9 protein-coding genes and 1 tRNA gene are annotated in these 12,154 nt (G+C 65.1%); 3 read left to right on the top strand and 7 right to left on the bottom strand.

All coding sequences use genetic code 11. The features are described 5' to 3' along the window. Window positions 1-625 precede the first annotated feature (625 nt). From FNL56_RS16925 to FNL56_RS16910, 4 genes are all read right to left on the bottom strand, one after another. Entirely contained in the window at window positions 626-1,213 is a 588-nt protein-coding gene (locus FNL56_RS16925) for a formyltransferase family protein (protein ID WP_143574056.1), read from the bottom strand. Between the two features lie 59 nt (window positions 1,214-1,272). Further along, window positions 1,273-1,348: transfer RNA gene (locus FNL56_RS16920), tRNA-Lys, on the bottom strand. Between the two features lie 86 nt (window positions 1,349-1,434). Further along, window positions 1,435-4,104, bottom strand: a complete 2,670-nt coding sequence (locus tag FNL56_RS16915) for a glycosyltransferase (RefSeq protein WP_143574055.1) — start codon at window positions 4,102-4,104, stop codon at window positions 1,435-1,437. Window positions 4,105-4,287: 183 nt separating this feature from the next. Continuing rightward, the gene (locus FNL56_RS16910; protein WP_143578026.1) at window positions 4,288-4,839 is read right to left on the bottom strand and encodes a beta-1-3, beta-1-6-glucan biosynthesis protein; all 552 of its coding nucleotides are present in this window, start codon (window positions 4,837-4,839) and stop codon (window positions 4,288-4,290) included. A gap of 222 nt (window positions 4,840-5,061) precedes the next feature. Here FNL56_RS16910 and FNL56_RS16905 point away from each other — a divergent pair, with 222 nt between their 5' ends. Then, complete coding sequence (locus FNL56_RS16905) at window positions 5,062-6,708, top strand: glycoside hydrolase family 17 protein (RefSeq protein ID WP_143576210.1); 1,647 nt, start codon at window positions 5,062-5,064, stop codon at window positions 6,706-6,708. On the opposite strand, the gene FNL56_RS16900 is transcribed toward FNL56_RS16905, so the two are convergent. Next, complete coding sequence (locus tag FNL56_RS16900; RefSeq protein ID WP_143574053.1) at window positions 6,668-7,048, bottom strand: hypothetical protein; 381 nt, start codon at window positions 7,046-7,048, stop codon at window positions 6,668-6,670. The two genes, FNL56_RS16905 and FNL56_RS16900, sit on opposite strands and share 41 nt — an antisense overlap. 64 nt (window positions 7,049-7,112) lie before the next feature. Continuing rightward, window positions 7,113-8,339 carry a hypothetical protein gene (locus tag FNL56_RS16895; protein WP_143574052.1) on the bottom strand — a complete coding sequence of 409 codons (1,227 nt, stop codon included), beginning with the start codon at window positions 8,337-8,339 and terminating at the stop codon, window positions 7,113-7,115. A 181-nt stretch (window positions 8,340-8,520) separates the two neighbouring features. On the opposite strand from FNL56_RS16895, the gene glmU reads away from it, so the two are divergent. Then, entirely contained in the window at window positions 8,521-9,873 is a 1,353-nt protein-coding gene (glmU, locus tag FNL56_RS16890) for a bifunctional UDP-N-acetylglucosamine diphosphorylase/glucosamine-1-phosphate N-acetyltransferase GlmU (RefSeq protein WP_143574051.1), read from the top strand. Between the two features lie 6 nt (window positions 9,874-9,879). Here glmU and FNL56_RS16885 read toward each other — a convergent pair whose 3' ends face one another. Then, a complete protein-coding gene (locus FNL56_RS16885; RefSeq protein ID WP_143574050.1) occupies window positions 9,880-10,068 on the bottom strand; it encodes a hypothetical protein in 189 nt (62 codons plus the stop codon). 194 nt (window positions 10,069-10,262) lie between these two features. On the opposite strand from FNL56_RS16885, the gene glmS reads away from it, so the two are divergent. Continuing rightward, a complete protein-coding gene (glmS, locus tag FNL56_RS16880) occupies window positions 10,263-12,089 on the top strand; it encodes a glutamine--fructose-6-phosphate transaminase (isomerizing) (protein WP_143574049.1) in 1,827 nt (608 codons plus the stop codon). The last annotated feature ends 65 nt before the right edge of the window (window positions 12,090-12,154 follow it).

The raw sequence follows: 12,154 nt of genomic DNA, 5'->3' as shown, positions 1-12,154 counted from the left end.
CTGGGATGCCGCCAAAGCGCGGCAGGTCGAATTGACCGACCTCTACAAGAAGCAGACGGACGGCTGTCGCGCAGCGGTCCGGCGCATCATGGCCGCCAATGGCGGGTTGAACGCCACCCACCGGCCCCGAACGCTGCTGTCCGGCCTTGTGTTTTGTAACTGTTGTGGATCGCCGCCGAGCCCATCCGCGCCTATGTGCAGGAAACCAACCGCCTCAATCGCGAGCACCGAACCTCAGCCGACACCACCCGCCGCGAGCTTTCCGACACCGAGAAAGCTATCAAGGAGATCGTCCACGTCATCGAGCAAGGTGAATATCAGCGGGCCCTGTCGGCCCGGCCAACCGAGCTTGAGGCCAGACAGGACGAACTCAACACGCGGCTGTCGGAGGCTCCCGCCCCCCCGGCGACAAGCGCGGCAAGTTTCGGATCACCCTGCATGGCGATCTCGACACCATCCTCGACTGGATCGACAGCACAGGAAAGTCAGGCCACAGACCTGCACCTGATACCGCTTCATGCCGGTTGTCGGTCTCGGTCAAAACACGGGGATCTCCCTGGTAACATAATCGCCGATCACGGCGTTGGTTCCGCCGCAGTCAGACACTCCGGGCCTCCGGCGGCGCTCAGGCGAGCCTTGGCGCCTTGGTGGCGAATTGCTCGTCCTGCGCAATCGCCGGCAGGCTGCCATGGGCCACGGCGTGGTCGATGATCTCGCCGAGCAGCTTCTGGCCGAGTGGGGCGAGTGCGCGCTCCCACAATTCGCGGGCGGTTTCGCCCTTTTTGACGAAACAGAATTCCTGCAGCGCGATGGCGCCGCCGTCCATCGTGTCGGCGAGGTGGTAGATGGTCCCGCCCGCGACCGGATCGCCCTCCTTGATGGTCCATTCGACGGCGGCGATGCCGCGATGCCGCGGCAGCAGCGACGGATGATAACCGATGCCGCCCATCCTGGAGGCGGCCAGGGCGTCCTTGCCGATCCGGGCATGGCTGTGCGCGGTGACGATCAGGTCGGTGCCCTCGGCGATCTCGGACGCGACGACGTTCTTCGGGTTGGCCTGGACGGTCACCGGAATGCCGGCGGCCTTGGCAGCTGCCGCCAGCCGGTCCTCGGCGTCGGCGACGACCACCCGGGCGATCTCGACATCGTGGGTCCGCAGCATCTCTAGGGTAATGACGCCGAAATGTTTGGAGCCGACGAGCGTAATCCGCATGGAGTGGTGTCCGGTGTTCAAACGGTTTTGTCATCGCCCGGAAGCAAGCGATCCGGGAATGGTGGGCGGGATGGGACTCGAACCCATGACCAGTCGATTAAAAGTCGAATGCTCTACCAACTGAGCTACCCGCCCCCAAGGGGGTGAATAGAGAGAGGGTCCGCGCGGGTCAAGAGCGCGGACCGTCGTTGTGGACATCGAAGCGCCGATTGGCGCCGCCGTCAGCCGTCGCGACGGATTTCCGAAGGCACCGGCTGCGACACGTCGATCGCCGGCATCGCCACCGGGCGCAGGCCGATCAGCTCGGCGGTGCGTACCGTGGTGTTGCGCCACCAGGCGAAATCATTGGTTCGCGAATTTTCCAAGAGCGCAATCGCCACCGCCGACAGGAACGGCAGGCTCTGCAGCACCAGCACGCCCGCGAAGATATAGATCTCGTGCACCTGCTTGAAACTGTTGGAGGCGATCAGAACGCCGGCGCCGACCAGCAGCAGCACGCCGATCACCGCCTCCCAGAACGCCTGGAACTCGATCGACATGTTGGACAAGCCGCCCTTGGAGGTGACGGTGAACGGCAGGTGCTCGGTGATCAGGCCGTTGGCGACCGCGCGCGACACCGTCCACTGCACCGACATCGCCGCGATCATGGCGCCCAGCATCTGCCAGGTCTTCACATGGACCCGGAGCTTGTACAGCGTGATGAAGTGCACCAGCGACACCACGAAGGAGGCGATGATCGGCAGCGTCAGGATCTTGTCGGGGATGGCGATGTCAGCGAACGCGACGATCGGCACCCAGATCAGATTGAGGATCGCCACCACCACGCCGAGGCTTTCGGCGCCGAGCCAGTTCAGCCAGCCGAGGCCGAATTCGCGCTTCTGGTCCTGGGTCATGCGGCTGGCGCCGGGCAGGAAGCGGCGCCAATGCTTCTTGATGATCTGGAACCCGCCATAGGCCCAGCGATGGCGCTGCTTCTTGAACGCCTCATAGGTGTCCGGCAACAGGCCGTAGCCATAGCGGACGTTGGTGTAATGCGTCAGCCAGCCATGCTGCATGATGGCCAGGCCAAGGTCGGAATCCTCGCAGATCGTGTCGCCGGCCCAGCCGCCGGCCATGTCCATCGCCGATCGCCGGATCAGGCACATCGTGCCGTGGACGATGATGGCGTTGACCTCGTTGCGCTGGACCATGCCGATGTCGAAGAAGCCGGCATATTCGCCGTTCATGATGTAGTGCATCAGCGAACGGTTCTGGTCGCGATGGTCCTGCGGCGCCTGCACCAGCCCGACGTTGGGGTCGTTGAAGGCCGGCACCAGGTCCTTCAGCCAATTCGGCTCGACCATGTAGTCGGCGTCGATGATGCCGATAATTTCGGCATCGACCGAGGTGCGCTCCATCGCGATGCGCAGCGCGCCGGCCTTGAAGCCTTCGACTTTCAGCGCGTTGATGAAGATGAAGCGCTCGCCGAGCAGCCGGCAGTAATCCTGGATCGGCTGTGTGAAGGCCGGGTCGGGCGTGTTGTTGATGATCACCACGCATTCGAAGTTCGGATAGTCGAGCGCCGCGACCGCATCGAGCGTCTTCTTCAGCATCTCCGGCGATTCGCGGTAGGCCGGGACGTGGATCGACACCTTCGGGAACACGCCACCGGGCGGGATCGCGATCAACGAGGTCTGGGCCGGGGTGAGCAGGCGGCGCGGCGCGTGGCCGAAGGCAATCGCGGAAATTTCCTCGATCCGCGCCATCGCGATCAGGATCAGCGGCACCAACAGGGTCAGGCCCAGCGTCAGGGCGAAGGTGGAGCCCCAGACGAAGTAGTGGGTCTGCTGGTAAGCGAAAATGTAGGCGACCCAGGCGCCGACGCCGTTGGCGGCCGCCGACAGCACCAGCGCCTGCATTGGCGTCGGTGTCACCAGTTGCAGGATCGGCAGCGACAGCAGGATGCCGACCAGCAGCGCGATGCCCATCAGTTTCCAGTAGGCCGCGTCGACCACCGGGCCGCTCCAGGCGAATTTCGGCTCGCGCGCGGCGTTCAGGATACCCCAATACGGACCGACGCCGCCTTCGAAGAATTTCCAGGGCTGATCGATCGCCTCGACGATGTTGTATTCCATGCCGATGGCTTCGGCGCGGCTGACGAAGGTGCGCAACGTCACCGCCTGCTCGAACGGGCCGGGGATCGCGCTCTTGAGATTGTAGCCGGCACTCGGCCAGCCGAATTCGGCGATCACGATCCGCTTGCCGGGAAAGGCGTCGCGCAGCTTCTGATAGATGATCAGCGCCTGATCCACGGCCTGCTTGTCCGAAAACCCTTCCCAGTAGGGAAGGATATGCGCCGCGATGAAATCGACGGAGGAGGCCAGTTCGGGGTTCTCGATCCAGATGTTCCAGATCTCGCCGGTGGTGACCGGCACGTTGACCTGGCTCTTCACCTTCTGGATCAGTTTGACGAGATCTTCGACCTTTTGCTCGCCACGAAACACCGTTTCGTTGCCGACCACGATGCCGTTGACGTTGCGGTTGCGCTTGGCCAGTTCGACCGCGGCCACCATCTCGCGTTCGTTGCGATCGACGTTCTTGTCGATCCAGGCGCCGACCATGACCTTGAGGCCGGCCTCGTTGGCGATCGGCGGCACCAGTTCGACGCCACCGGTCGAGGAATACAGACGAATGCCGCGGCTGATGCCGGCCAGCGTCTTCAGATCCGAACGGATCCGTTCGGGATTGGGAATGTTGTCAATGTCGGGATGCGCCGTGCCGTCGAACGGCGCGTAGGAGACGCTGGGGAGAATGCCCTTGAAGTCCGGTGCTTCCTGCCTCTCGCGCAAAACTCCCCAGAGGGCGGCGTGAGCGGCAGTGACGAACAGCAAGACGGCGACGACGGCGCGCATCGCGAATAAACCATGACGGGGCGAGCGTGGCCGGTCTGCGGACCCGTCCCCTAGGTCCAACCAGTACGATGGCAGCGATTTCGGATCGCTGCCACACGAATTAACTACTCTTATGACGCCGTGGCGTTTTCAGGGCGATCGTTGCCAACGGGAAACAAATTGCCGCCGTCCGACGCCGCCTTATTACTTCGGCGCGTCGGCCGGCTTGGGCTCCGGCGCCGCACTGGGCGCCGGGGCGGCACCGCCGCTCGGCGCGGGCGTGACGGGGATGATCGAGGCATTCTGCGGCTGCGCGCTCGGATTGATCCAGCATGCGTGGACGCGGCCGTTCAGGCTGTCCGGCACTTTCGGATCGAGCGCACCGAACCGGACCAGGCAGCGGAACGTCGCCTGCACATGGCCGCCGGGGCAGCCGAACCGGTCATACAGATCGAGATGCCGGAACGCGGTATCGAGATCGTCGCGCCACATCAGCACCACGACGCGCCGGCCGAGCCAGACGCATTCCGGGTTGCCGGCGGGGCCGTTGATGGAATTGGTCGCTTCGACGAATTCGTCGGTCTTCTTCTGGCTGTCGCGGGCGACATCGGCCGGGGTGGGTGCGTTGGCCGCTGGCTTCTGCTCCTGGGCTGCGCTTTGCGCGACGGCGCCGCTGACGCCAAGCAGCATGGCCAGGCCAGAGACGGCGACGCCGCGAACAACCGACTTTTGGAACCCGAACACCAGTCGACGCATGAAGTCCCCGATAAGGTTGTCTGCCAGAGCGCCGATGACGCCCGTGTCAGATGCCGCTTAATTAGGTCCCCAATACGGCGGAGACCGCGCTTGAATCCCATGACGGACATTTTGGATTTTGTCCAGCAATGTACGAAGTTTGTGATCAATCCGCGAGCAACTGCGACGACGTGGCTGTGATTGCCTGCAAGCTGCTCTTGGCAGAACGGCGATGACGGGCTAATCGACGGACGTCTATGGAGGACGGAACCGATTTCCTATCGCACGCCGCTGGCGCTTCTCCTGTTATCCCTTTGCTCGATCGCGGCGGTTTGGTGGTGGCTGGCCACACCCGTCTCGCTGGCGCGCGCGCCGATCGATCCCGCCGACAAGCTGGAATGCGTGTCCTACGCGCCGTTCCGGGGCGAGCAGACCCCGCTCGTTCCCACCACGATGATCTCGACCGAGCAGATGGCGCAGGATCTGGCCCAACTCGCCAAGATCTCGAAATGCGTGCGGACCTATTCGATCGAGAACGGCCTCGATCAGGTCCCGGAACTGGCCAGCAAGGTCGGCCTGAAGGTGATCCAGGGGATCTGGCTCGGCAGCAACCGGCTGAAGAACCTCGCCCAGATCGCCATCGCGGTGCAGCTGACCAAGGAATATCCGAACACCATCAGCGCCGTCGTGGTCGGCAATGAAGTGCTGCTGCGCGGCGAAATGACCGCCGCGGATCTGGCCGCCAACATCCGGTCGGTGAAATCGCAGGTCAAGGTTCCCGTCACCTATGCCGATGTCTGGGAATTCTGGCTGAAGAACCGCGAACTCTATGACGCTGTGGATTTCCTCACCATCCATATCCTGCCTTATTGGGAAGACTTCCCGATCCGGGCGAAGAACGCCGCCGCCCATGTCGATTCGATCCGCAAGCGCGTCGCGGTCGCGTTCCCCGCCAAGGAAATCCTGATCGGCGAGACCGGCTGGCCGAGCGCCGGACGGATGCGCGACGGCGCGCTGCCGTCGCGGGCCAACCAGGCGCGCGTGGTGTCGGAAATCCTCGATCTCGCCAAGAAAGAAAACTTCCGCGTCAATCTGATCGAGGCCTATGACCAGCCGTGGAAACGCAATCTCGAAGGCACGGTCGGCGGCTATTGGGGCCTGATCGATGCCGATGCCCGCGCGCTGAAATACCCGGCCGGTGTGCCGATCACCAACTATCCGGCGTGGAAGCTGCAGATGGGCCTCGGCCTGGGACTGAGTTTCCTGACCTTCGCCGTCGGCATGCTCGCGCTGCGCAGGCGTCCGTGGACGCCGCGGCTGCTGGCCTGGATCACCGTGGCGATCTCGGCGACCTCCGCCGGCATCCTGCTCGGCGTCGCCTTTGACAAGCTGGTCTATGAGAGTTTTGGCACCGGCGTGGTGCTGCGCTGGGGGGGCTTGCTGGCGGCCGGCGTGGCCTCGCCGCTGCTCTGCGCCTATTTCACGATGTCCGGCCGCGCGCTGCCGACGTTCCTCGAACTGTTAGGCCCCAAGCCGTACCGGACGGGCTCGTTCCTCACCGTGCTGCTCGGGCTGACGCTGGCGGTGACGGCGCTGGTCGGCGCGGAAACCGCGCTCGGTTTCGTGTTCGATCCGCGCTACCGCGATTTCCCCTTCGCCGCGCTGACGATGGCCGTGGTGCCGTTTGCCGGACTGATGCTGGTCAACCGCCCGCAGCACGGCGATCGCCCGATCGCCGAATCGGTGTTCGCCGGCGTGCTGGCGCTGTCGGTGGTCTACATCGGCTTCAACGAGGGGCCGGACAACTGGCAGTCGCTGTGGACCTGCGCGATCTACCTGTTGTTAGCCATTACGCTGTGGCGGGCGCGGGCCGTGCAAATCCCAGAATAAGCAGCCCGATCGCCAGGCCCGACAGGCCGATATTGTACAAGACGATGCCGAAGCCGGCGGCGACGATGGCGCCGGTCAACAGCACGATCGACGGCCGCATCAGGTTGAGCACCGCGATCACCACCGCCGCGATGCCGAACACCGAACTCTTGAACAGCGCGGTCATCAACAGCCGCGTCTTGCACAGCATGGTCGGCAGGCCTGCGTCGCAGGCCAGCGCCACGGACGACAATTCGATCGCCATGTAACGCAAATAGATCGCATAGCCGACGCTGACGAAGCCGACGATGAGAAGCCACTGAACCTGGCGGGCGGTGAGGCGGAACGGATCTTTTTTCATGGCCTGACTATGGTTCGGATCGCGCTGCGGGACAACCCGGCAGTCGGGTGGAGGTGTTTCGCTGCTAGCGCAGGCCGAGGATCGAGCTCAGCGTGGAGGCCGGCTTCGGCGGCGGTGCCGGCTCTTCGGCGGGCGGCGGCGGCGGGGCGCGCTCGGTGCGTTCCTGCTTTGGCGCGGCGCGGCGGCGCGGCGGCGGTGCCGCTTCCGGCCGCGCGTCGTTCTTCAGCGCCAGCCGCTGGCCGTCGAACACCGCGGTTTCGCAGGCCCGCTTGCTTTCGATCAGCACGGCGCAGAGCCGGGCGGCGGCGGCCGCGTCGCCAAGCGGGCCGGCAATTAGCCGCAGTTGCATGCCATAGCCGCCATTGCGCTCCCGGATGATCATGACCGGGCGCAGCCCGTTCAGTTCCCTGGTGCTGGCGAGGCCGCGCCATAAGGCGCGAAGACCTTCCACCGAATTGGCGCCGCCGAGATCGACGCCGAATTCGGTCCGCGGCACCGGCGTTGCGCCAGGCTCCGAGATCGCGGCCGGCTCGGGTGCTATGGGATGAACGGAAGCCGTGGTGTCCGGTGCCTTGGCGGGTTCAGGCGATGGCGGTTCGATGAGACGGGCGGCGGTGGCGTCGGGGGGCGCCAAGATCGATTTCGGGGCCATCAGCGGCGCGGAAGCCGCTATCGAAGCGGCAGCGGACGGCCGCGGTGGCTCAACCGGCGCGACGACGGTCACTGGCGCGATCGACGGCGGTGGCGACGGCGGCATCGAAGGCGCGGGCGCCATCGACGGTACGGCATTGACGTGCAGGACAGGTTCGACGGTGGCAGCCGACAGGGCGGCAGCCGACAGGGTGGCAGGCGGCAGGGCAGGTGGGAGGGCAGGCAGGGCCGGGGGAGCCGTTGCCACGGCCTGGCGCTTGATCGAGCCGGTCACCGATTCGAGCCCCTGTTCGATCGAAGTGACGCGGGAATACAGCCGGTCGCGGTCGCCGTTTAGCGTCTCGATCGCCTGCGACAGCCGCCGGGCCTCGTTCTGGGTCTCTTTGGCAACGAACTGGATCTGCTGCGACTGCTGCGCCATCAATTGGGCGGAAGCGCCCTGTTCGCGGCGGAGCTTTGAGTGCGACTGGCTGGCCAGCACGGCCACGATCACGGCAGCCACGGCGCCGGCGCCCCACGAACCCAGCCGCCACAGCGTGCGGCGGTCGAACGTATCTTCTTCCGCCACAAGCCCCGTCAGCCAGCCCCCGGCAGGCTCGGCCGAAAGCGTATCGGCCCATTTGTCGCGATCGTCTGCCATACCCGCCTTGGTGCTTCCCGGGCGCCCGCTGCGCCCATTCGAATCACACTTCAACAATACAGGAAACCACGGCGTAACCTGAGTTCCGCGCGCGATGGATGCGGTAAAACCGCTTTCCTCTTTGCTCGAAAACGCTTTATGGAGGGCGGCTGCGCGCTGCGCGCACAACACGGGGATTCGGATGACCGGCAGAACCAGCCTGACCATCGTGCTCGCCGCCGGCGAGGGCACACGGATGCGTTCGTCGACGCCGAAGGTTCTGCATCAGGTCGCCGGCCAGTCGCTGCTCGCCCATGTGCTTGGCGCTGCCCCGGCCGGCCCTGGATCGGCGCTCGCCGTGGTGGTCGGCCCGGACCACCAGCCGGTAGCCGATGAGGCGACGCGCGCCCGGCCGGATGCGGCGACGTTCATCCAGCGCGAACGGCTCGGCACCGCGCATGCCGTGCTCGCCGCCAAACAAGCCATTGCCAACGGCGCCGATGATCTGCTGGTCGCTTTCGGCGATACGCCGCTGATCTCGGCCGAGACGTTTGAACGTCTGCGGGCGCCGCTGAAGGCCGGCGCGGCGCTGGCGGTGCTGGGCTTTCGCGCCAAGGATCCGACCGGTTACGGCCGGCTGCTGGTCGAGGGCGACCAGTTGGTGGCGATCCGCGAACATGCCGACGCCACGCCCGCGGAGCGAGCGGTCGATCTGTGCAATGCCGGGATGATGGCGTTCGACGGCAGGACCGCGCTGGCCGTGATCGAGAAGATCGGCAAGGCGAACAGCAAGGGCGAATACTATCTGACCGATGCGGTCGAAGTGGTCCGCGCGATGGGCCTGCAGGCCTGCGTGATCGAGACCGCCGAAGACGAGGTCCGCGGCATCAACACCAAGGCGCAGCTCGCCGAGGCCGAGGCGATCATGCAGGCGCGATTGCGCAAGGCGGCGCTCGACGCCGGCGTCACCATCATCGCGCCCGAAACCGTCTATCTCGCCGCCGACACCAGTTTCGGCCGCGACGTCACGATCGAGCATTACGTGGTGATCGGGCCGGGCGTCAGCATTGCCGACGGCGCGGTGATTCACGCCTTCTCGCATCTGGTGCAGGCCGCGATCGGCCGGAATGCCTCGATCGGCCCCTATGCGCGGCTGCGGCCGGGGACCAAGGTCGGGGACGGCGCGCGGATCGGCAATTTCGTCGAGACCAAGGCCGCGATCCTGGAGGCCGGGGTCAAGGTCAATCACCTCACTTACATCGGCGACACCCATATCGGGGCCGGCGCCAATATCGGCGCGGGCACCATCACCTGCAATTACGACGGCTTCAACAAGCACAAGACCTCGATCGGCGCCGGCGCCTTCGTCGGCTCGAACTCGTCGCTGGTGGCGCCGGTGACGATCGGCGCCGGGGCTTATATCGGCTCCGGCTCGGTGATTACGCGCGATGTGCCGGACGACGCGCTGGCCTTCGAACGCAGCCCGGTGGCGGTCAAGGATGGCTGGGCGAAGCGGTTTCGCGACGAGCGGATGGCGGCCAAAAAGCCGAAATGAGCCTGGTCATGATTCCTCGTCGGAGAATAATTCGCGTTTCAGCCGCCAGCCGCGACGCACCGCGCGGTTGACGGGCTCGTCCGGTGCATGCGGCTGCCGGATCAACTTGCGCAGGATCTCGGCGCTGCGCACCGGCGGCGGCCAATGCGCCAGCCGGCTCTGGGACGGCGACCTGGGTTCGCGAGGATCTCTCATGGCGCTACCTCCGGTATGGAGAAGCTCCGCCAAAGCCGTTAATGAGCTGTTAAACCCGCCGCGCAAAATCCGGGGCAGATCCGCCGAAATCTGTCTCAATCGGCAATAATAATTGAGTAACAAGACCTTGGCGTTTCTCGCTAAGAGAGGCCGGAGTCTTCTGGCACTTTAATACCTCGGAGAGATGTACCCGCATGTGCGGCATTGTCGGAATTTTGGGACGCGGTCCCGTAGCGGACCAGATCGTGGATTCGCTGAAGCGGCTGGAATATCGCGGCTATGATTCCGCTGGCGTGGCGACGCTGGAGGGCGATCATCTCGAGCGCCGCCGCGCCGAAGGCAAATTGAAGAACCTCGAAGCCACGCTCGCCCAGTCGCCGCTGACCGGCCATATCGGCATCGGACATACCCGCTGGGCCACGCACGGCAAGCCGACCGTTGCCAACGCCCATCCCCATGCCGCGGGCGGCGTCGCCGTCGTGCATAACGGCATCATCGAGAATTTTCGTGAGTTGCGGATGCAGCTCGAAGCCAAGGGCGCGGTGTTCGCCAGCGAGACCGATACCGAGGTGGTCGCCCATCTGGTCAATTCCTTCGTCATGAACGACGCCTCGCCGCAGGAAGCCGTCAAGCAGGCGCTGCCGCTGCTGCGCGGTGCCTTCGCGCTGGCCTTCATCTTCGAGGGGCACCCGAACCTGATGATCGGCGCCCGCAAGGGATCGCCGCTCGCGATCGGCTATGGCGACGGCGAGATGTATCTCGGCTCCGACGCCATCGCGCTGGCGCCTTTTACCGATGACATCAGCTATCTCGAGGATGGCGACTGGGTGGTCCTGAACCGCAAGGGCGCGGTGGTGCACGACGAGCACGGCAAGGTCGTCAAGCGCGAGATCCTGAAGTCGGGCGCCTCAAGCTTCATGGTCGACAAGGCGAACTACCGCCACTTCATGGCCAAGGAAATCCACGAGCAGCCGGAAGTCGTCGGCCACACGCTGGCGCGCTATGTCGACATGGCCAGCGAGCGCGTCTCGCTGCCGGTCAAGCTGCCGTTCGACTTCAAGGACATCCAGCGCATCTCGATCACCGCCTGCGGTACGGCGAGCTACGCCGGCTACGTCGCCAAATACTGGTTCGAGCGGCTCGGCCGCGTGCCGGTCGAGCTCGATGTCGCCTCCGAATTCCGCTACCGCGAAGCGCCGGTGCGCAAGGGCGATCTGGCGATCTTCATCTCGCAATCCGGCGAGACCGCCGACACGCTCGCAGCTCTGCGCTATGCCAAGGAACAGGGCATGCACACGCTGTCGGTGGTCAATGTGTCGACCTCGACCATTGCGCGCGAGAGCGAGACGGTGATGCCGACGCTGGCTGGCCCGGAAATCGGCGTCGCCTCGACCAAGGCGTTCACCTGCCAGCTGATGGTGCTGGCCGCGCTCGCGGTCGCTGCCGGCAAGGCGCGCGGCGAACTCTCGGATGCGGACGAAGCCAAGCTGGTGCATGGCCTGGTCGAGATTCCGCGCCTGATGGCCGAGGCGCTGACCACCGAGCCCTTGATCGAGAAGCTCGCCCGCGACATCGCCAAATGCCAGGACGTGCTCTATCTCGGCCGCGGCACGAGCTACCCGCTGGCGCTGGAAGGCGCGCTGAAGCTGAAGGAAATTTCCTACATCCATGCCGAGGGCTATGCCGCCGGCGAGCTCAAGCATGGGCCGATCGCGCTGATCGACGAGAACATGCCGGTGGTGGTGATCGCGCCGTTCGACCGGGTGTTCGAGAAGACCGTGTCAAACATGCAGGAAGTCGCGGCGCGCGGCGGCCGGATCATCCTGATGACCGACGCCAAGGGCGCGGAGGAGGCCACAGTCGAGTCGCTGGTGACCATCGTCATGCCCGACATGGCGTCGACCTTCACGCCGATGGTCTATGCCATTCCGGTGCAGCTCCTGGCCTATCACACGGCCGTCATCATGGGCACCGACGTCGACCAGCCGCGTAATCTGGCAAAATCGGTCACGGTGGAATAGGGCGCATCTGCGGGACGCCGGGAAATCCCGGCCGTCAACGGCTCTTTGCCGCGCGGCAACTTTGC

This window comes from Tardiphaga sp. vice304 (assembly GCF_007018905.1).
Classification (GTDB): Bacteria; Pseudomonadota; Alphaproteobacteria; order Rhizobiales; family Xanthobacteraceae; genus Tardiphaga.
Note: the sequence above shows the minus strand (reverse complement) of the source record. Positions and strands in the feature narration are given on the sequence as shown.